Genomic DNA, 20,323 nt, shown 5'->3' with positions numbered 1-20,323 from the left:
GTTGTGCTTCGATCCTAGCCCAAACCGGAGCGCTTCGACAAGCATGCAGCGCAGAAAAAACCTGTCAAAAACCGCGCCCGCTCGGCGTTTGCCCGGAATGCGCTGCAACAGGCAGCAGTGCTAGCATGCCCCGTCCAAACCCGCTCCCGCTCCCTTTCGGGGTGCTTGAATCCATGTCCAAAGCCCGCTTCGACACGCTGGCCCTGCATGCCGGTGCCGCGCCCGACCCGGCCACCGGCGCGCGCGCCACGCCCATTCACCTGAGCACGTCCTTTGTATTCCGCGACAGCGAACATGCGGCGTCATTGTTCAATATGGAACGCGCGGGGCACGTCTATTCGCGCATCTCCAACCCGACTGTTGCCGTGTTCGAGGAGCGCATGGCCGCGCTGGAAAACGGCGTAGGCGCCATCGCCACGGCTTCCGGCCAGGCGGCGCTGCATCTGGCCATCGTCACGCTGATGGGTGCCGGCTCGCATATCGTCGCGTCTTCGGCGCTGTATGGCGGCTCGCACAATCTGCTGCATTACACGCTGCGCCGCTTTGGCATCGAGACGACCTTCGTCAAGCCGGGCGACATCCACGGCTGGCGCGCTGCGATCCGCCCGAACACGCGGCTGCTGTTTGGCGAGACGCTCGGCAACCCAGGATTGGATGTGCTGGACATCCCAACCATTGCGTCGATTGCGCATGATGCGGGCGTGCCGCTGCTGGTCGATTCGACCTTCACCACGCCGTGGCTGCTGCAGCCGTTCGCGCATGGTGCAGACCTCGTCTACCACTCGGCTACCAAGTTCCTGGGTGGGCATGGCACGACCATCGGCGGCGTGCTGGTCGACGGCGGCACGTTCGACTACGTAGCCGCAGGCAAGCATCCCGAGCTGACCGAGCCCTACGCGGGTTTCCACGACATGGTGTTTGCCGAGGAAAGTACCGTCGCGCCCTTCCTGCTGCGCGCGCGCCGCGAGGGCCTGCGCGACTTCGGTGCCTGCATGAACCCGATGGCCGCGTGGCAACTGCTGCAAGGCATCGAGACACTGCCACTGCGCATGGCGCGGCATGTAGACAACGCCCGCCGGGTCGTCGCCTTCCTGGCGAGCCATCCGATGGTGGCGTCGGTCGCTTACCCTGAGCTGGAATCGCACCCCGATCACGCGCTGGCCAAGCGCCTGCTGCCGCGCGGCAGCGGTGCGGTGTTCAGCTTCGATCTGCGCGGCGACCGGCGTGCCGGCCAGCAGTTCATCGAGTCGCTCGGCCTGTTCTCGCACCTCGCCAACGTGGGCGACGCGCGCTCGCTGGTCATCCATCCTGCATCGACAACGCACTTCCGCATGGATGCCGACGCGCTGGCCGCAGCCGGTATCAGCGAGGGCACGATCCGCCTTTCCATCGGCCTGGAAGACGCCGACGACCTGATCGACGATCTCAAGCGCGGCCTGAAAGCTGCAGAGCGCGCGATGTCCGCCGCGCCGGGCAAAGCCGCTGCCAACGCACCGGGAGCCCGCTGATGGAATGGACCGTACAAAGCGAGCGCGCCTACGCCTACACCGGCGGCAAGCCGTTCAACGCCGAATTGCCGTGCGTCGTGTTCGTGCATGGCGCGCAGAACGATCATTCGGTCTGGGGACTGCAGACGCGCTGGTTTGCGCACCACGGCTTCAGCGTACTGGCGGTCGATCTGCCCGGACACGGCCGCAGCGCCGGCGCCCCGTTGCAGACGGTGGAAGCCATGGCCGATTGGGTGATGGCGCTGGTGCAGGCGGCTGGCGTCATGCAACCGGTCATCGTCGTCGGCCACAGCATGGGCTCGTTGATTGCACTGGAGTGCGCGTCACGGTACGCAAGTCGCGTGCGCCGCATCGCCCTGGTGGCGACGGCTTGGCCGATGAAGGTGTCGGATGCGCTGCTTGATGCGGCACTCAACAACACGGCCAGCGCCATTGACATGGTGAATACGTGGTCGCATTCCAGCCTCGCCAACAAGCCCTCGTCCCCTGGGCCGGGCTTCTGGATGCATGGCGGCAGCCAGCGGCTGATGGAGCGGATTGCGCGCGGTACCGAGGCGCCCGTCTTTCACACGGACTTTGCCGCCTGCAACGCCTATGCACGCGGCGCCGAAGCCATGGCGGCCGTGCAGTGTCCGTCACTCGTCATCGTCGGGGAGAAAGACCAGATGACCCCAGCGAAAGCCGGGCGTCAGGTTGCGGCAGGATTGGCCGGCAGCCGCGTGGTCGGCCTGCCAGGCGGGCACGCGATCATGGGAGAATGCCCCGACGGCACACTCGACACGCTGATCGCCTTTGCGCGTGAACGAGACCCGGTCGCCGCATAAGTCGCAGTCGCCTCCTGGAGACACATCATGGCCACCACCGACACCCAGAGCTTCGGCAGCTTCGCGGAGTTCTATCCGTACTACCTGAGCGAGCATCAAGACCGCACCTGCCGCCGCCTTCACTTTGCCGGTTCGACGGTGGCGCTGGTATGCCTGATCCTGCTTGTTTTCACGGGCAACCTGTGGTGGTTGCTGGGTGCGGCCGTGAGCGGTTACGCGTTTGCGTGGGTCGGGCACTTCGGGTTCGAGAAAAACCGGCCCGCCACGTTTCGCCATCCGTTTTACAGCCTGATGGGCGACTGGGTGATGTATCGCGACATCTGGACGGGCAAGATCCCGTTCTGAAACGTCAGGCGCTGGCGTTGGCAGCGGCGGGCATTGAAGAAGACGGCGTTGGTGCCGTAGCCGCCTGCGCGGCCGCCGCCACGCCGCGTTCGCCAGTCGTGAAAATGCTCTCCAACGTGGCATCGAGCGCAGGATTCTGCAGTTGGCTGACCAGCGCGTGCGTGTCCCCCAGATGGCGTGCCAGTGAGGTGCGCGGCAAGCGCGGCAGACTCAGCACCAGCCTTTCATAGAGCGGTCGCAGCGTGGTCGTGTGCGCATCGCAAAGCAGCGCCCAATGGGTCTCACCGCGATCCTGCTGCAGCTTGCCGATCAAATGCAGTGCCTTCAGCTTGGTCAGCAGGTCAGCTAGGTAATCGGCTTCCAATTGCAGGCGCCGGCCGATATCACGCTCGGCCACCGTACGTGGTGCCTGTTCGCGGGCGCGATACAACAGCAGCAGAACACCCAGCGCATCGAAGAACTCGCTGCCCGGAAACGTGCGCCGTTGCCAGTAGCCCTGGCGGATGATTGGCAGTGTCGACGCGATGGTCGCGCCGAGCAACGTCACCAGCCAGCTCACATAGATCCACGTTAGAAAGATCGGTAGCGTGGCAAACGCGCCGTAGACGGCTGTGTACGTCGGGATATGCGCAACGTAAGCGCCAAAGACACGCTTGGCAATTTCAAACGCCGCCGCGGCAATCAGCCCGGCAATGAAGGCGTCGCGCCGCTCCACATTGGTGTTCGGCACGAACACGTAGAGCATCGCAAACGCAATCGCCGAAAGCAGGATCGGGATCAGGCCCACGATCACACCCAGGCCGAACGGCAGCTTGTGCACATAACCCGCCGAGATCGACACGAGGTACGAACTGACCGACAGACTTGCGCCAATCAGCACCGGCGCGAATGTCATCAGTGCCCAGAACACCAGAACGCGCTGCGCGAGCGGCCGTCGATGGCGCACGCGCCAGATGGCGTTCAACGCATTCTCGATGGTGAGCATGGTCATCACCGACGTCACGACCAAGCCGATCAGGCCCGCTGCTGTCAGCCCTTTGGCGTTGCTTGAAAACTGGTTGAGATACGTCAGGATCGGCCGGCTGATGCTGCCCGGCACGAGATTGCTGAACATGTAGCCCTCGATGTCCGCCCGGAAGCTCTTGAACATCGGAAATGCCGTGAACAGCGCAAAGGCCACCGTCAGAATGGGAACCAGCGACAGCACCGTCGTGAATGTCAGGCTGCTGGCCACTTGCGGCAGGTGGTCTTCACCGGCGCGGCGCAAGGCGTAACGCGCCAGCGCACGCAGCTTGGCGGCATTCCATTGACGAAGCGCACGGGTGGCAAAAAGCATGAAAAATGAGGCTGGAGGCGGGGTTGGGGGGCGCAACTATAATACCGCGACGCTCTCAACGCTTTGTTATGAAAGATATCCTGGTCTTGTACTACAGCCGTCACGGCAGCACGCGCGCATTGGCCGAAGCCATTGCGCAAGGCATTGAAAGCGTCGACGGCGCCCAGGCGCGTGTGCGCACGGTGCCCGCCGTCTCCACCGTCTGCGAAGCCACGCAGCCCGACGTGCCCGACAGCGGGCCGCCCTACGTGGAAGTACGCGACCTCGAGGAATGCGTGGGCCTGGCACTGGGCTCGCCCACGCGCTTTGGCAACATGGCCGCCCCGCTCAAGTACTTCCTGGATGGCACCACACCGCAATGGCTGGCGGGCGCGCTGGCCGGCAAACCGGCATGTGTGTTCACCTCCACGGGCAGCATGCATGGCGGGCAGGAAACCACCCTGCTCTCGATGATGCTGCCGCTGCTGCACCATGGCATGGTCGTGCTCGGTCTGCCGTATCAGCACAGCGAACTGCTTTCCACCGATGCGGGCGGCACGCCATACGGACCGTCACACGTCGCACACCGCGGGGATACCGCACCGCTTACCACCCACGAACGCACGCTCGCCACGGCCATGGGCCGGAGGCTGGCGCAGACTGCTCTGAAGCTCGCCGCATGACTCTCGCCGACAACGCCGTCACCGAATCCCGGGCACTGGCTGCGCTGAGTGCAGGCAGCCTCATCGCATTGATCGTCCTGTGCGCCGCGTGGGAGTTGTGGCTCGCGCCCGTGCGCCCGGGCGGCTCGTGGCTAGCGCTGAAGGCGCTGCTGCTGGCGTGGCCGCTGCCAGGCGTGCTGCGCAAGAACCGCTACACGATGCAATGGGCGTCGATGTTCATCCTGCTGTTCTTTACCGAAGGCATTGTGCGGGCGACATCGGACATTGGACTTTCGCGCTCGCTGGCGTGGGGCGAGGTGGCGCTCAGCGTGGTGTTCTTCACCGCAACCGTCTTCTACCTGCGCCCGTTCAAACGTGCGGCAAAAGCCCGCGCCGGCCACAGCACCTGATACGCCATGACTCACGATGCCTTCCTGCAAGCCTGCGTTGATGCCATCGGCGCAACGCACGTCCTGACCGCGCCGGAAGACCAGGCGCCCTACCTCACCGATTGGCGCAAGCGTTTCTCCGGGCGCGCGCGCGCAGTGCTGCGCCCGGCCAGCCCCGACGAGGCGGCTGCACTCGTGCGCCTGTGCGGCGAGCACGGCGTGCCCATCGTCCCGCAAGGCGGCAACACCGGCCTGTGCGGCGGGGCCACGCCCGACATGGAAGGCAGCGCGGTGGTGATCTCATTGCAGCGCATGCAGCGCGTGCGCGCCGTCGACCCGATCAACAACACCATCACCGTGGATGCCGGCTGCATCCTGGCCAACGTGCAGCAGGCTGCCGCAGATGCAGACCGCCTCTTCCCGCTCAGCTTGGCGGCCGAAGGCAGTTGCACGATCGGTGGCAATCTTGCGACCAACGCGGGCGGCACCGCCGTCCTGCGCTACGGCAACGCGCGCGAGCTGTGCCTGGGCGTCGAAGCGGTCCTACCCAACGGCGAACTGTGGAATGGCCTGCGCGGCCTGCGCAAAGACAACACAGGCTATGACCTGCGCGACCTGCTGATCGGCGCGGAAGGCACGCTGGGCATCATCACAGGGGCGATGCTGAAGCTGTTTCCGCAACCACGTGCCAAGGTGACGGCGCTGGCGGCGCTGCAATCGCCGCGCCAGGCGCTGGAGTTTCTATCGCTGGCGCAAGGCCATGCAGGGACGCTGCTGACGGGCTTCGAGCTGATGTCGGCGTTTTGCCTGGAGCTGGTGCGCAAGCATTACCCGCAGCTGCGCGTGCCGTTTACGCAGGTATATCCGCAATACGTGCTGCTGGAATTGTCCGATATGGAAAGCGAAGCGCACGCGCGCACGCTGTTCGAATCGCTCATGGAAGACGCGCTCGCGCGCGGCGTGATCGACGATGCGGCAGTGGCGGAATCGGTGGCCCAGTCGCGCGACTTCTGGAGCCTGCGCGAACATATTCCGCTGGCGCAGGCCGATGAAGGCAAGAACATCAAGCACGATATTGGCGTGCCCATTTCGCGCATTGCAGACTTCATTGACGTGACCGACCGCGCGCTGGCCGCAGCCTATCCCAGCATCCGCATGGTGACGTTCGGCCACCTGGGCGACGGCAACCTGCACTACAACGTATCGCCGCCGGAAGGCCATGCGCACGACGCGTTCCTGGCCAATCAGGACGGCATCAACCGCATCGTGCACGACAGCGTGCATGCGCACGGCGGCTCGATCTCGGCCGAACACGGCATCGGCCAGCTCAAGCGCGAAGACAACGCGCGCTACAAGAGCCCCGTTGAACTGGCGGCCATGCGCGCGATCAAGCAGGCGCTGGACCCGCGCGGCCTGATGAATCCGGGGAAAGTGCTGTAAGGCGATCCGGCCTTGCTTCAGCCGAACAGCTTCAGCGTGTAGTTCGCCACCGCGAAGAGAACCGTCGCGGCCAGCAGCCACAACAGCATGCGCGGTACGCCGCTGGGCGGCAGACGATGATCATTCACGTTGGAACGATCGCCGATGCGCCCGCTCTGGGCGCTACGGATGTAAGTGCTACGTGACGACCCTGCCGGGCGTCGTGCATGACGTGTGCTCATTGTGGTTTCCTCCCTGCCCCATGGCTAGCGCCTCGCCCCCGGCTCCCTGCAGCCATGGCGAAACACAGCAGCCCCATGGATCGCTCCACGGCTGCCCAAACAAGACTCCCTCTTTTCCCGTCTGGTCCGAACCGAAAAGGCTTCGTCACGCCCGTTTGGCGTGCGTAGGCACGGTGTTCCGCGTCATTGCGCGGAATTTCGAATGAAACGTTATTGTTGTGTGGCACTACCCGACGCCACGGAATGTATCAAAAATCCCCCCAATTGGGGGGTACGTATTTTAGGTATCACCTTTTGGATGATGCGCAGGAACGACGCTTGCGGGCTCGATCAGGGCAAACCCGGAACTCGACCCATGTATGGAGGCAGCCCATGCCCGCTTTGCCCGATCTGACCAAGCGCGCCCACATCACGCCGCCGCAACCGCCCGAACAGCCCCCGCACCCGCCGCCGGAAATGCCGCCGCCCGATGAACCAGCCCATGACCCAGTGCACGACCCCGAACCCCAAACGCCCCCAATCGAACTGCCACCCGGGGACCTACCGCCGGAAATCCCGCCCCAGCACTAGCGCTGCGCAACATCCCATCTGTTAGAATCGCGGCCTCCCAGGCACCCGGAGGCCGCGCGTTTTTGGTATGCCTGGGCAGCCTGCACATCTGCATATCTGCCCATAGCTCAGTTGGATAGAGCATCGGCCTTCTAAGCCGACGGTCGGGGGTTCGAATCCCTCTGGGCAGGCCAACACCCGTACCCATTCACGGGTTAGCACTCGCAAACAATCCCGCATAGAAACCCATGCATGTAACCGCCCTGTAAGCGGATTCAATCAACTTCGCCCCTGCAGCGTGCAGCAACTATTCGAAGGCGGGTTGTGGCGTGCCCTGACCCGATTGAAGCCTGCGAGGCGATGCCTGCGGTGGGCGCTCGTCAACAGTGGCAACGTATCTTGACGAATCCGGGGCCCAATCAAAGCGAAGCCCAGCATCACGGCACTGAAGCTGGCGAGCTAGCTCTGGCGTGACTATCAGGGATTGCGACAGCAACAGCCTTTGTCGCTTGTCGCCAAGCAGGTGCGCAAACACGTCCACTCGATAGCACCCCTCCGCAAACAACGTCGCCCCGATGTCTGGCGACGGCAGGAAATGATGGTTCGCCTCGACGCCCGTTTCCCCGACGAATAGCCCACTACCTCTCACCAACTTTTCTCGCTCGCCGTACACCCAGACATTGAAGTTGTGCTGCGTTGCATTGCGGAAGTTGTACTGTGTTTCGTCCCGAGTGACTGTCACATACAAGCTTTCGACGATGCGCCCCCGCTTCGACGTTGCAAACAACAAAGTTCGCAGAAACACCTTTGGCGTAAATAGTTGGGCACGATGATCCGATGCCGTGATCCCGCGTCGTTGGGGTGGCGCAGACAACAATGCTTGCAGGCGCCTTCGCGTTGCCGCAGAAGCTTGCGGGAACCGGACCGCCATCGTGTCGGAACTGATCTCCTTGTGACGAACACGGAGGATCTCGCGGTTGAGCGCATCCAGGTCGAGCAGCAGGTCACGCAACGACTTTGTCATCTAAAGTTCAGGGGCATATTCCGCGCCCCAACACTGTTAGTCGCCGGCAGTGGTTGGGGCCACTCTGTCAGGAACAGAGGCACGTTGGCAATCAAGCACGATTTCCACACGCCGATTCAACGCCCTGCCCTCCGCAGTCTTGTTGTCGCCAACCTGCTCCTTTGCACCTCGGCCCATGGCTGACAAGCGAGTCTCCGCCACGCCATGCGCCTGCAAATTGCGCCCCACTGCCATAGCGCGGGCAGCCGACAGGGCCAGATTGGTCTCCGTGCGGCCGAGCGCACCGGGCGAATCGTCGGTATGCCCCACGATCGTCACCTTGCCATCGGTGGTGGTGAGTACGCCCGCGAGGCGTTCAAGCTGGCGCGCTAGCATCGGCGTAATGTCGGCGCTGCCAGCAGCAAAACTCATGTCGCTGCTGAAGACGATGTAAATGCGGTCGCCTTCGGTGCTCAAGCCAAACTGGCTGGCCCCGGTTTCCGAGGTCAATGCACGAGCGATGCGGTCTTCTAGGGGTTCCTGCCGCTTGGCGACCTGTGCCTCCTGCGCACTGACTTGGCTTGCCAGCGCCTGGTTGTCGAGATGCTGGCGATAGGTCACCCAGGCAAGGCCAAGAACAAGCGCCGTCACCACCACTGCTATCACGATCAGGCGCCATGGGCGCCGTAGTGGCAACTCTTGAGACGACGGTGCCTCTGGCACAGGTATGCCGACGGTGATCAACACATCCGATGGTTCCACTGCACCATTGCTAGGATTGTTAACGGCAACATGAATGCGCTGGTGCTCTGTCGCCGAATTGGCAATGGTCACGTGTCGACGCTGGGGAGTCGTCGCGGCTAACGGGATGACCTCCACGGGGCTCAATTGGTGCACAAGCTGGATTTTGGGAAGTGGCATGCCCCGCTCGTCCCGCAAGCCACGCCCCATGAGTTGCGCAATCACCTCCAGTGCATTTTCGCTGACGTTGGGTGTCTCCTGCAGCTTGGTGATCCAGGTGCGGCAGCGTTGACCAAAATCCTTCTCACCATAGAGCTGCATCAGCAAGCCGTGCTGAAGCCAGACACCGCGCAAGCCATCCGCGCGCCCACGCACGCGGCTACCCGCCTGATCCAACGCCGCACAGAAACAGTAGTGCACCGCCTCTACAGAATCCGCCTTGAGCGCGGCGGCCTGGGCTGCTTGTTTGAAGGCAGCCAGCCGCGTGCGCACTTCAGATTTGAGAGCATCCAGCCGGGCTGCTGACTCCAGCTCGGGCGACAGTTCGTCCAGCAGCCAGAACAAAGGCTGGGCAAGCCGGAGCAAGTGGTTCTTGGATTGCGGTTGACTAGCCATCAGCCAGACCTCCCGGGACACTGGAAGCCTTGCAGCAGTCCCGTCGTCCATGGATTCGCCAAGCTGCCTGTATTGATGTCGAGCTTGGCCTTGCGTCCATCAAAGTCATACTCGGCCACGAAATGGCTGTTCGACACGGAACTGGCAACTTTGCCCTTGGCAATCACGCGCATCATGGCCCACGGGCCATTCGCGGTAAGCGTGGAAGTCTCTGGCCGCACGCGCGGATTAGCCGTGATCTCCGCACCCTGCCCGCCTCGCGGCCCCGGCCATGTCACCTTGAGCGGACTCACCGGCCCGTGAACGTAGCGCTGGCTCTGGCCGTCGAAGTCCATGTTCAATTCAACTATTTCCGGGTCAAGCTCGACCACCTTTAGGTCTACCCTCCACGTCATCTTCTTTGCACCTGGGTCGCGGAAGAACACCTCACGAATTTCCTTGGCGCGCTGGAATGGAATAAGGCTTGGCCCTGCCACCGGCGGCACATCGGGGGCACTCAGCTTGTAGCGCCACGGCGAGACGGTTGTATCGACGTGGGGTGCCAGTACCTTCTGGAAGAAATCGTCCAGTACACCGCCGGTCGCAAACAGGCGCGCAAAGTCCTCCGTATCCACGTCCTGGGTAGCATTCGGCGTGAAGGGGTACTTGCCGTCGATAGCGCCACGGCAGCTCTCGCCAATCACGGCATTCATCTGGGCGACAAGGATGTCGCCAATCCCCTTATTGACGTCGCGCGTGCCCTGCACCACCAGGTCTGCCAACACCTCCTTGAGCGGAGCGGGCAGTTTGGCGGCTTCCATCTTCAACTGAGCGCCCGCCTCGGCGGGTGGCGGCAGATTACGGGTCTCCAGCGCATTGCTGGCAACCACCAACGATGTGTAGTAGGCGTTGACCATTCCCGCAATCGCGTCCAGTCGCGGTTTGCCGTTCGCGACTTGCGCGTTGGGGACCGCAACGTCGGCTTGGCCGGTCACGACTTCGCGCAGGGCTGCGAAGCGGTTGTCAACCAGCTCGCGCTCCTGTCGCGCTTCGGCGCGAGCTGCGAAGCCGCTGATCTTGTCGGACTTTCCGTCCAAGGCAGCCAGCGCCTTGTCGGCGAGCGATTTGTCTGTTGGTTCGGTCGGCTGGCTCAGTGTCGTCTCGCGAACCACCACGCGCCCCAGACGCGCCAATGGCGAATCGGGAGCAGCGAAGTTGCGCAGCACTTCCAGGTCAAAGGCGAGGTTGTTGCCGGTCAAGGCCCGGATGTCGGACAGAAATTCCGTCCAGCGCTGCGCGTATTCGGTCAGATACAAGCGGCGGATTTCCCGAGTCACCGGGTCGTCGCCAGCCAGCTTGCCTGCTGCGCTCTCAAGCGTTTTTTTTGAGCGCTGGCTCCTGCGCGGCCCATCACCCACGCATCGATTGCCTGCGCCTTGTTGACGAACTCGGGCAAACGGGCGTTGAACAGGTTGTGGTAACCCGCATAGGTGAACAGTCCTGGAATACCTCGCTCCAGCGGCTCGCCGCTAGCACGGGAGAACACCGTACCCACCCGCTCGCACACGGTCTGGAAGTCGTGCAACTCTTGTTCAAGCACGTCTTTCAGACGCGCGGCCTGATCGACGCGCAGTGTGCTCGGCATATCAGCCAGGGCGCGCAGCAAGGGCCGCGCGGCGGACAGCACCGGATTGACTGCCTGCTTGGCTTTCTCGACACGTTGCTCGATCGGCTTGCGCTTGACCTGCCGTGGCTCGTTGGCGGCCTGGGTGGAGGCGGCACGCATCTGCTCCGGATTCGGAGCGGGCGCATTTTGCCCTTGCACCAGGTGATTGAGCGCGTCGGTTGATGATGCTCCAGCCATTAGCGCACTCCCCACAGTTCAAGCCGCAGCTCGGGAAAGCTCCCCGCCACGTGCAGCGCCAGACCGCCGTAGCGCTGCACTTGCGCCCACAACGGGTGGTCTTGCGGCAGTTCGAAGTAGACCTGGCCAGCGTTGAAGGGAATCTGGCGCGGCGGTACGGGCATGGCCTGCAACGGAATACCGGGCAGGTGCGAGCGGATGAGTTCGGCCAACCGCTCGGCGGGGCCCACCTTGGCTTGCGCAGGGAATTGCTGCTGCAGCACGTCGCTGGGCAGTTGTGCGCCCACGGCCAGCACAAAGGTGTTGAAGCGCTCGAACTCTGCCGGGTCCAGCACCGCTAGGCGGATGCCGTGCTGCTGGTCGCGCAACTCGATGCGCTGGGCACCGCGCTCCAACACGACGTTGAGCAGAAAACGCAGGTCGTCCACCACGGGCTTGATGCAGGTGTGGGGCTCGTCATGGCGGTAAGCGGGGTAGTCCGGGTTCGGGCGGCGGGTGGTGGTGCGCACGAAGGTGGACAGCTCGCCGGCAAATGCGGTCAGTTGGACATACAGGGCTTCGGGCGAATCCGCCTTGGCGGCCAGCATGTGCTCCAGCACGGGCTCGAAGCGGTTGAACAGTTGCAGGATGAGGTATTCGGAAATCTCGGCAGCGTCTCCACCCCGCGTGCTGGAGGCCGTGAGGCGCTCGGCCATGGAGGTGGCGCGCAGGCGCAGCAGGCCGTGCACTTCGGCCAGCCACGTTTGCAACAAAGCGCTGGCGGTGTATACGTTGACGGGCGGGATTAGGCCAGCATCCAGTCGGGCGCTTCCGTCGGCACGGATCTCTGTGACCTTGGCCAGCGGCATGCCGAGCCAGGATTCGGTCAGCTCCTTCTCGGGCAGCAGGCGCAAACGCAGGTCCCCCAGTTGCACGAGCTTGGGGCCTTGGCCGATGGAGTTGGCGTCGAGCAAGTCTTCTTCGAAGCTGCGATAGCGTGCCAGCGAGTCTTGGGCATCTTCAAAGCTGGTTTCTTCCGCATTGGGCGTGCGGATGGGCACGGCCAGATAGATGATCTGGTTCAGGTGCTCATGGCGCAGCGCCAGCGGCGCGGGCAGCTTGGCGTGAGCTGGCGCGTCGAACGGTGTGCCGTCCTGATAAATGCCGGCGGCACCGGAGACGACCACTTTGCCCAGGGCCAGCGCTTCCGCGTCGATGGCAAGGTGGTGGAAGCCCCAGAAGAATGGGCTCAGTGCAGCGGCGCGCTTGTGGGCGAAATGCTCCAGGTAGCGCTCTTGCTGCTGGAAGAGTTGCGGGCGCAGGAACAGCCCTTCGCTCCAGACGACTTTGTTGTACCAGCTCATGAAAATCAATCAGGTTTGGATACGGTGATGGCTTGCTCGTCCAGGACGATCTGCAGCTTGACCTTGCGGGCGGGTATTGCGGCGCGGTACCAGGCGGCCTCTGGGGCGGGCGGCAGTTTGTAGACGGTGCGCCAGGTGGCCTTGCCAAGATCTCGATAGCCGACGAGCAGGCCGAGCGCTTGCGTGTCGGGGTTGAGCTTGCGTTCGATGTCGCGGAACTCGCCCGGGCGCAGGATGAATTCGTCGCGCGCAAGCAGGTCCGAGACGAGCATCGTGCGGTCGGTGGATTCGAGTGCGTAGTAGTCGGCGTTCTCAAAGGTGCTGGCGGTCTTGAGTTCGTACAGGCGCACGAGCACGGGGGACGCCCTGCCCTTGTCGTCGGGGTTGAGGGAGTCCTTGGCTTCGATTGCGAGGTCGAGCTTCATTTGCTCGGGCTGGGCGGGGGCGGTGGAACACCCAGAGAGCGCGAGCAAGACACCGAGCGCCAGTATCCACAATCGTTTGCTGCCCAGCGCGGAGAGTTGCTGAACGGGCTTCATGCGCGGGCGGGCTGGCTGCCCATCAGGACACAGCCGCATTCGGTGCCATCACCGGCGCGGGCCATGATCGTGCCGCCGACCTTGGATGTGCCCGACACGCGCACGATGTGGTTGATGCCGTGTGGGCGACCGTCGGGGTACTTAGCGGGGCAGTTGACGAGATCGCCCTGGCGAGCAATGGCGCGGCCACGGATCTTGCTGGTGGGCGAGCCGGTGATGACGACGGCGCCGTGCGTGCCGATTTCGCCTACGGTGATGATTTCTGCGGACATGTTGATTTCTGTACGAAAATTGGCCGATTGCTGGGCGTTACTGCTGCGGTTTGCCAAACCACGGCCAGTACGCCCGGCTCTCGCCCCTCGCGCGGTCCCACTGCGTGGTCGGCGGCGATGGCTTCCAGCCCGGCGGTGGGCCGATCAGCACGGCCCAGCTATCTTTTGCGTCAGCCACGCTGGTGACCACGGCGCTCTTGCCGCTCTGGTTGGCATAGGCTGCAGCAAAGGCAGTGTTGACAGCGAAGCTGGCGGCGCGGGCCGGGCCTTCCATCACCTGGGACACGCTGTAGAAGTTGCCGATCTGGTCCAGGTCGGGCCATTGCTGGTGGACGACGGCGTGCAGCGGCTTCATCAAGGTGGTGACGTTGGCCGTGTGCTTATGCACGTCGTGGTAGACGCGCTCAACGGGGTGGTCTTGCGCGGCCTGCTTCTGAACGGCCTCCATCAAGAGGCTCCACGCCCCGCCGGGGTTGGCCGCCTTGGCGTCGATGCCGCCTTCATGGTGCTGGGGCGTGTAGATGGAGGCCAGCGGCGTGTAGCCCCAGTCGGCGCTGGGATGGCCGAGGATCAGGAGGGCAGTGTTTTCGTTGGTTTGCTCGCCCATCGGGTAGTTGGGCGCATCCATGTTCCACACCCACGCCAGCTTGTTGGGATTCGCCGCCAAGAACTTGAGCGCTTCTTGCAGATCGTAGAAGCCCACGGTTTCATCACCGGCCTTGAGCACCACCTGCGGCAGCTTGCCGTTGGGGTTGAACATCATGCTCCGGGCCTCGGATTCTTGCGCTACCTTGCCATAGATCAAGCGCCGTGCCCCTTTCAAAGTCAGCGTTGACTCGCCAATGATCATTTCATCGGTCGCAGGTGCACCACGTACCGTTTCGCCTCGGTCATTCTTGTGCAAGTTGACAAAGTAATCGCGCATGCGCTCTTCGGCGTGCGCTGCGTCGTATGCTCCATAGCTGGGGGCGGGAATGCCAACGTTCTTTTGGTCGCGCAGCAACTCATCGATCCCACTGTCCTTGATCTCAAAGTCATAGTACGTCGGCGTATTAACCCACTCGCGCGGCATCCCGGCAAACACGATCGCGTCCATAAAGTCTGGGCGAGATGTGCCCGTGCGGATGGAGTAGAAGTAGTTCGGGTCGGCCGGATAGGCGCGGAAGCTTCTTAGTGGGGCAGTGACTAAGTCGTTGAAGGCCCCAACGAATCTGTCACGTTTGACCTGGGGGTAGTCCTCCAGCCGTTTGTTACGATCCATGCCACCGGTCAACTCCCCCACCGCATCCCCCAGCTTAAACTTTGGCGCCTGCAGATCATTCGCATTGGGCTGCGCAAGCCCCTGGGCCCACAGCAGGTTCCATTGGGTGACTTCGTCACCGAATGGGTCTTCAACCGCAATCCGCAAAACGGCGAAGCTGCGTGCACAGCCGAACAAGACTGCAAGGGCCGCGACACCCGCGCCCGCGCCTTCCTGTATTGCAGCCCGCATGATCGCGTCATCTCCGTGTCCACCGTGCAAGGCATGGGCTGGCTGGGGCTGGACAAAGCCGACTTCAACGCCGTTGGCGCCCAAGGCATGCTCTACCAACGCGTGTGGGCCGAAGTCAAACCGGGCATCGCCTACAAAGTGGGCGCCGCCCCTGGCACCGCATACCACTACTGGAACCACACCATCGGCGCCAACCCCGAGACCAACATCTTCTGGGACCCTGACTCCGAACGCGTGAGCGTGCAGTTCCGCAAGATTTGGGGCGACGATCGCAAAAGCTGGGGCGGCAAAGCACTGGGCAGCATCTTTGGTTTCTTTACGGGCACGGGTTCGCTGATCGCCAGCGTGTTTAGCAACATCAGCAAGGTCAACGGCGTGCCCCCCAAAGACTGGGTCGTGCACATCAACGCCCCCGAAGTCCCCAGCAAAGGCATCACCCCACGCGCGCGCCACGTGTCGCACGGCACAGGCGAGCTCAAAGCGGGCGAAACACGCAGCCCCGACGGCCACATCCTCGGCCCCTTCAACGTCCACTACGAATCCGCGCGCGACGCCCTCAACCGCAAGCGCGAGCTCCCCAAAGACAGCGACCCCTACGCCGCCCAACGCCCCACCGGGCACGGTAACGCGCAGAGCGAAGCCGCCATGCGCTACGACCAGAACGCTGGCCTGCGCCAGCGCGCCCGGCGCCACGCCTACGATGAAGAGGGCAAACTCAACAAGGACGCCCCCTTTAACGACCAGGACATCCAGAAGATGGATGCCGCCCGTCACCACGAACTGCGCGGCACCGCCCTGGGTAACTACATCGAATCCCAGCGCATCAAGCAGCTTGAGGAAGGCGACCGCCAGCAGCCGAGCAACCACTCCACCATCCTCACCAACCCCGAGCATGCCGAGCACGTGCTGGCCTATGACGTGAACGTGGGGGTGTGCTTGTTCGATGCGCAGGATATGGCCCAATTCCGGCGCATGGCGGATTGGCGCTGGTGTAAGCCTCGGCCGGAAGATGGCGACGAATACCCGGCGGACCGGGACCCTGCGAAGGACAACGAATACGAGTACTACCACTCCGAACAAGCCGCGCTCGAAGGGACACCACTGGAAGAGGACCCTCGCTTCGTCGAATCCAAAGGCGCCGTCGCCGCCATCCAGATCCCAGGCGAACGCTACGTTCGCCCGCCGATGCCCGAGCCGCCCTTGCACAGTGGAGGCTAAGCCCATGCACCCGAACCGACGTCAACGCACTCCCCTGGGCGCCAGCCTTCTGACCGCCGCCAGCCTGTTACTCACCGCCTGCCAATCTGGAATGTCGATGTCCGCCAACAACACCCGTATGCCCGTGGCGTGGCCGCGCATGTCAGCCGCCACCACGCAAGCCGATGCCAACGCCCCCGCCGCCGTGCTGCTGGGCGTGCAGTGGATCAACCCGCTGATGCGGCGCGGCTACCCCACCCAATGGAACCTGCTGTGGGCGCAGGGCCTGGCCCAGCCCAATGCGGATGACCTGCAAGCGAGCAAGTTCAAGCTCGGGGATGCGGTGGGGATGCTGACCGGGGGATTGTCGCGCGAGAAGCGGCTGGAGGATTACCCGCACGTCAAGCGCGACAGATTCTTGGGGGCATTCAGCGAGCTACTCACCGCCCCGCTGAATACCTTCACCTACTACCCCTCCGTCCAGAGCTATTTCTACTCCATCGCCCCGGGCAGCGACCGGCCCGACTACATGGACACCGTCGTGTTCGCGGGCATGCCGCACCAGTGGATCGGCACCCCCACGTACCTCAAGAGCTATGCGCCTGGCGACTGGGGCAGCCTGGATACGCTGCTCAAAGAGCAAGCGGCCATGGGCCTGCCCGCGCCCAGTTACCTGGCCTACGACGCCGCGCATGCCAAGGAGCGCATGCAGGACTACTGGGTCAAGCTGCACAAGAAGCCCGACACCGGCAAGACCGTGCGCGGCCTGCGTGTTCTTGAGGGCATGATCGTCGGCGAAACTACCCTCACGCTGGATGCCGCCTGGCGGCTGGTCTTCGACAAGGTTGCCTATGCTTCCTACGCCAAAAGCATGGAAGACAATCCCACCGGCAAGCTCCCCCAAGTGGTGCTCAAGGCTGGTGATGAAACCGTGGGCTTCTACGATCTGCAAGAAGCGCTGGCGTTCCTGGCCGAGCACCCCAACAAGCTGGTGTGGGTGTGGAACCTGGATGCCCCCAACTACCCCAGGGGCCAGCAGACCAACGAAAACACCGCCATCCTGATCCTGGGCCACCCCAGCGCCAACTGGGGTTACACGCCGCTGGCGTCCATCTACACACCGCAGCACCATGAAGGTGACATCGACGCCCACGCAGCCAACCCCGGCGGCGCCTGGAGCTCGATGATGCAGGCGCTCCAGGCGCAAGCCCCAGACAACCATCCGGTCGAGCGTCTGTATCACGACGTACACAAGCACAGCGCCAACATCAACACCCTCATGCGCCCCGTGCACGCCGCCGTGCACCAGCAATGGCCGGACCTGGACCAGATCGGCAACTTCTACAGCGTGTCGCAAGTGATGGAAGGCCCGGCGCGCGCGGCCAGCTTTGCGGTCAACGCCGCGTTTGCCGCGGCCTATGCCAACCAGAGCGGCAAGAGCGCCGTCGTCACCAGCGTGGTCGATGCCAAAGATAGCTGGGCCGTACTGATTGGCCCGCCGCCGGGCTGGCAGCCCTCGCCACCGGTCACGCAGTGGGATCGCGCACGGGGCGAGGGGCGGGCCTATTGGCCGTGGTTTGGGGAGCCTGTCGAGAAAAAATAACCCATATGTCTGAACATCGCCCCCCCATCCGCCCCAATGCACAACTGCTGCCGACACTCTTTGACCGGTTGCGGGACGATGCACCACAGCGGCAAACGGAAGCCGCTAACGAATACACGGTCACGCGCACGCAAATGCGCGAGATCCTCCAACGCGATCTGACTTACCTGCTCAACACCACCAATCGCGAAGACGAGATCGATCGGACACGCTACCCAGAGGCGGCAAGTTCCACCATCAACTACGGGGTACCGCCCGTGGCCGGCGGCTATCTGTCGGAACGCAAGTGGACCGACATCGTCAAGATCGTGCGCCGCGCGATTCTGGATTTCGAGCCACGGCTCATTCCTGGCTCCCTGGAGGTCAAGCCATTGCTCAAAGAAGGTGCGCCAACGCGCTACAACGTGCTGCTGTTCGAGATCAGTGGACTGATCCACATGGACCCGTACCCGATGGCATTTACCGCACAGAGCTCGCTTGATCTGGAAACTGGCCACATGAACGTCCGCTCACTTCACACCCACTGAGACCATGGACCCGCAACTGCTGGATTACTACAACCGGGAATTGGTCTACATGCGAGAGCTGGCCGGTGAATTCGCCCGGCGGCACCCGAAGGTGGCCAAGCGCCTTGGCATGCACGGCATCGAGGTGGCGGACCCTTATGTAGAGCGCCTGATCGAGGCGTTCTGTCTGCTGTCGGCGCGCACTCAAATCAAGCTGGATGCGGAATTCCCACGCTTCACGCAACGGTTGCTGGAGGTGGTCTACCCGAACTACGTAGCGCCGACGCCGGCCATTGCGGTAGCGCAGTTCTACCCTAGTCGCACGGAAGGCGATCTGGTGCGCGGGGTTTCGATACAGCGTGGCACAGCTTTGCTGGCAAAGGCACCATCTGGCGAATCCACCGAGTGCGAATTCCGCACCACCCAACCCCTGACGCTGTGGCCAATCGAGATTGCGGAAGCGCGGCTTACCGGCATTCCACCGGACATTCAGGGCATGGAGCGCTATCTGCCGGCGCATGTGAGCGTACAAGGCGCACTGCGCCTGCGGTTGCGGCTCACACACGATGTCAAGTTCAGCCAGTTGGCCTGCCTGGATCGCTTGCCCGTCTACCTGAGTGGCAATGATCAGATTGCCTCGCATTTGTTCGAGCTGCTTCACAGTGCTGGCTGCGCGACACTCATCGGCAAGCCTGGCGCCATGGATGAACGTCCAACCGCCGTCACGGACAACGCCGTCAGCCATGTCGGCATGGCACCCGACGAAAGCGCACTGCCGTTGGCCTGGAACAAATTCCACGGGCACAACTTGGTACATGAGTACTTCACATGCCCGCAGCGCTTTTACTTCTTCGGGCTCGATGGCCTTGCGCGGGGCCTCGCAAAGATCGACGGCCGCGAAGCGGAGCTTGTGGTGCTGCTCTCCAAGGCACCGAGTGCGCTGGTGAGCCAGGTCGATGCCAGCCAGTTCGCGCTGTTCTGCACACCGGTCGTCAACCTCTTCCCGATGCGCACCGATCGGATGGAGGTGAGCCCGGGCCGTACGGAATTCCACCTGGTGGCCGACCGGCGACGCCCGCTTGATTACGAGGTGTTCTCGGTACAGAAGCTCTCGGGCCAGGTGACCGAGCACAGTACGCCGATCGACTTCCGGCCGCTGTTTGCCACGCTCAACAGCGATGAGGGCAACCATGGCCGGTACTTTTCTGTGCGTCGGGAGCGGCGGTTGATCTCAGACCAGGCGCGTAAGTACGGCACCCGCACAGCCTACACAGGCACGGAGGTGTTTCTCTCGCTGGTAGACCAGAACGAAGCGCCCTACCCGAACGACCTGCGTTATCTGTCGGTCGAGGCGATGGTGACCAACCGGGATTTGGCGAATCTGGTGCCGCGCAATGGATTCAGTGATCTGACCTCACGCGATTCGATTCCGGCGGAAGGGGTTGGGTTGATCAGCCCGCCATCGGCACCGCATGCGCCGTTTGCCGAAGGCGAGATGGCCTGGCGGCTGATCCGCCAGTTGGGCTTCAACTACCTGTCGCTGATGGATCTCGACCATCGACAGGGTGGCCAGGGGCTGCGCGACATGCTTCGGCTGTTCGTGTCGGCCAACGATACCGCCCAACAGCGGCAGATCGAGAGCCTGATCGGTTCCAAGCTCAAGCCCGTGACACGGCGCATGCCGGGGGCGGGTCCGATTCTGTATGGCCGGGGCGTGCAGTGCCAATTGACGGTGGATGAGGCCGGTTTCTCGGGTGTCAGTCCGTACCTGTTTGGCGTGGTACTTGAACACTTCCTGGCGCGCCATGTGTCGGTCAACGCCTTCACGGAAACTGAGCTGCACGCGATGGAACGCGGACTGATCCACCGCTGGTCGCCCCGCATGGGTGGCCGTAATGTCATCTAGGGTCATTTAG

General features: G+C 63.2%; 20 protein-coding genes and 1 tRNA gene. 11 read left to right on the top strand and 10 right to left on the bottom strand.

All coding sequences use genetic code 11. The features are described from left to right. Positions 1–173: 173 nt before the first annotated feature. The 3 genes from DOD19_RS05805 to DOD19_RS05795 are packed head-to-tail and all read left to right on the top strand — an operon-like array spanning position 174 to position 2,677. Positions 174–1,508 (top strand): O-acetylhomoserine aminocarboxypropyltransferase, encoded by a 1,335-nt coding sequence (locus DOD19_RS05805; RefSeq protein ID WP_112184524.1) that lies wholly within the window; start codon positions 174–176, stop codon positions 1,506–1,508. Next, positions 1,508–2,332, top strand: coding sequence for an alpha/beta hydrolase (locus DOD19_RS05800; protein ID WP_112184522.1), 825 nt, complete (start codon positions 1,508–1,510; stop codon positions 2,330–2,332). The genes DOD19_RS05805 and DOD19_RS05800 overlap by 1 nt, the downstream gene beginning before the upstream one ends. A 27-nt stretch (positions 2,333–2,359) precedes the next feature. Next, the gene (locus DOD19_RS05795) at positions 2,360–2,677 is read left to right on the top strand and encodes an Mpo1-like protein (RefSeq protein ID WP_024975490.1); all 318 of its coding nucleotides are present in this window, start codon (positions 2,360–2,362) and stop codon (positions 2,675–2,677) included. Positions 2,678–2,681: 4 nt separating this feature from the next. Here the strand turns inward: DOD19_RS05795 and DOD19_RS05790 are convergent, their stop codons facing one another. Next, positions 2,682–4,013 carry a YihY family inner membrane protein gene (locus DOD19_RS05790; RefSeq protein ID WP_024975489.1) on the bottom strand — a complete coding sequence of 444 codons (1,332 nt, stop codon included), beginning with the start codon at positions 4,011–4,013 and terminating at the stop codon, positions 2,682–2,684. 68 nt (positions 4,014–4,081) lie between these two features. Here DOD19_RS05790 and wrbA point away from each other — a divergent pair, with 68 nt between their 5' ends. The 3 genes from wrbA to DOD19_RS05775 are packed head-to-tail and all read left to right on the top strand — an operon-like array spanning position 4,082 to position 6,483. Beyond that, positions 4,082–4,675, top strand: a complete 594-nt coding sequence (gene wrbA, locus DOD19_RS05785; RefSeq protein ID WP_024975488.1) for an NAD(P)H:quinone oxidoreductase — start codon at positions 4,082–4,084, stop codon at positions 4,673–4,675. Then, on the top strand, positions 4,672–5,064 hold the full coding sequence (locus DOD19_RS05780; RefSeq protein ID WP_112184520.1) for a DUF2069 domain-containing protein: 393 nt from the start codon (positions 4,672–4,674) through the stop codon (positions 5,062–5,064). Before wrbA ends, DOD19_RS05780 begins: the two co-directional genes overlap by 4 nt. Before the next feature lie 6 nt (positions 5,065–5,070). Next, positions 5,071–6,483, top strand: a complete 1,413-nt coding sequence (locus DOD19_RS05775; RefSeq protein WP_112184518.1) for an FAD-binding oxidoreductase — start codon at positions 5,071–5,073, stop codon at positions 6,481–6,483. A gap of 17 nt (positions 6,484–6,500) precedes the next feature. On the opposite strand, the gene DOD19_RS05770 is transcribed toward DOD19_RS05775, so the two are convergent. Continuing rightward, a complete protein-coding gene (locus tag DOD19_RS05770) occupies positions 6,501–6,704 on the bottom strand; it encodes a hypothetical protein (RefSeq protein WP_024975485.1) in 204 nt (67 codons plus the stop codon). A gap of 666 nt (positions 6,705–7,370) precedes the next feature. Between DOD19_RS05770 and DOD19_RS05760 the strand changes: the two genes are divergently transcribed. Then, positions 7,371–7,447: transfer RNA gene (locus DOD19_RS05760), tRNA-Arg, on the top strand. 113 nt (positions 7,448–7,560) lie between these two features. On the opposite strand, the gene DOD19_RS05755 is transcribed toward DOD19_RS05760, so the two are convergent. From DOD19_RS05755 to DOD19_RS05720, 8 genes are read right to left on the bottom strand one after another with little or no spacing between them, the layout of a single operon-like run. Then, complete coding sequence (locus DOD19_RS05755; RefSeq protein WP_112184516.1) at positions 7,561–8,277, bottom strand: hypothetical protein; 717 nt, start codon at positions 8,275–8,277, stop codon at positions 7,561–7,563. A 36-nt stretch (positions 8,278–8,313) separates the two neighbouring features. After that, positions 8,314–9,663: a DotU family type IV/VI secretion system protein gene (locus DOD19_RS27855; protein WP_112184515.1), complete on the bottom strand. Its 1,350-nt coding sequence runs from the start codon at positions 9,661–9,663 to the stop codon at positions 8,314–8,316. Beyond that, complete coding sequence (locus DOD19_RS28140) at positions 9,612–10,928, bottom strand: type VI secretion IcmF C-terminal domain-containing protein (RefSeq protein ID WP_275426880.1); 1,317 nt, start codon at positions 10,926–10,928, stop codon at positions 9,612–9,614. The genes DOD19_RS27855 and DOD19_RS28140 overlap by 52 nt, the downstream gene beginning before the upstream one ends. Continuing rightward, the gene (locus DOD19_RS27845) at positions 10,925–11,455 is read right to left on the bottom strand and encodes an ImcF-related family protein (protein ID WP_275426879.1); all 531 of its coding nucleotides are present in this window, start codon (positions 11,453–11,455) and stop codon (positions 10,925–10,927) included. Before DOD19_RS27845 ends, DOD19_RS28140 begins: the two co-directional genes overlap by 4 nt. Further along, on the bottom strand, positions 11,455–12,798 hold the full coding sequence (tssK, locus tag DOD19_RS05735; RefSeq protein WP_112184512.1) for a type VI secretion system baseplate subunit TssK: 1,344 nt from the start codon (positions 12,796–12,798) through the stop codon (positions 11,455–11,457). Before tssK ends, DOD19_RS27845 begins: the two co-directional genes overlap by 1 nt. A gap of 5 nt (positions 12,799–12,803) precedes the next feature. Beyond that, a complete protein-coding gene (gene tssJ, locus DOD19_RS05730) occupies positions 12,804–13,337 on the bottom strand; it encodes a type VI secretion system lipoprotein TssJ (protein WP_112184510.1) in 534 nt (177 codons plus the stop codon). Continuing rightward, entirely contained in the window at positions 13,334–13,609 is a 276-nt protein-coding gene (locus DOD19_RS05725; RefSeq protein WP_112184657.1) for a PAAR domain-containing protein, read from the bottom strand. The genes tssJ and DOD19_RS05725 overlap by 4 nt, the downstream gene beginning before the upstream one ends. Before the next feature lie 37 nt (positions 13,610–13,646). Further along, positions 13,647–15,101 (bottom strand): hypothetical protein, encoded by a 1,455-nt coding sequence (locus DOD19_RS05720; protein WP_239497971.1) that lies wholly within the window; start codon positions 15,099–15,101, stop codon positions 13,647–13,649. A gap of 15 nt (positions 15,102–15,116) precedes the next feature. Between DOD19_RS05720 and DOD19_RS05715 the strand changes: the two genes are divergently transcribed. The 4 genes from DOD19_RS05715 (at position 15,117) to tssF (ending at position 20,313) form a co-directional block, all read left to right on the top strand. Then, on the top strand, positions 15,117–16,319 hold the full coding sequence (locus DOD19_RS05715) for a DUF3274 domain-containing protein (RefSeq protein ID WP_239497970.1): 1,203 nt from the start codon (positions 15,117–15,119) through the stop codon (positions 16,317–16,319). Between the two features lie 97 nt (positions 16,320–16,416). Further along, complete coding sequence (locus DOD19_RS05710; RefSeq protein WP_239497969.1) at positions 16,417–17,901, top strand: hypothetical protein; 1,485 nt, start codon at positions 16,417–16,419, stop codon at positions 17,899–17,901. A gap of 5 nt (positions 17,902–17,906) precedes the next feature. After that, positions 17,907–18,428: a type VI secretion system baseplate subunit TssE gene (gene tssE / locus DOD19_RS05705; protein ID WP_112184506.1), complete on the top strand. Its 522-nt coding sequence runs from the start codon at positions 17,907–17,909 to the stop codon at positions 18,426–18,428. A 4-nt stretch (positions 18,429–18,432) separates the two neighbouring features. Continuing rightward, positions 18,433–20,313: a type VI secretion system baseplate subunit TssF gene (tssF, locus tag DOD19_RS05700; protein ID WP_112184504.1), complete on the top strand. Its 1,881-nt coding sequence runs from the start codon at positions 18,433–18,435 to the stop codon at positions 20,311–20,313. The last annotated feature ends 10 nt before the right edge of the window (positions 20,314–20,323 follow it).

Origin of the sequence: Ralstonia sp. GX3-BWBA, from assembly GCF_003290055.1 — a bacterium.
Taxonomy (GTDB): Bacteria; Pseudomonadota; Gammaproteobacteria; order Burkholderiales; family Burkholderiaceae; genus Ralstonia; species Ralstonia holmesii.
Note: the sequence above shows the minus strand (reverse complement) of the source record. Positions and strands in the feature narration are given on the sequence as shown.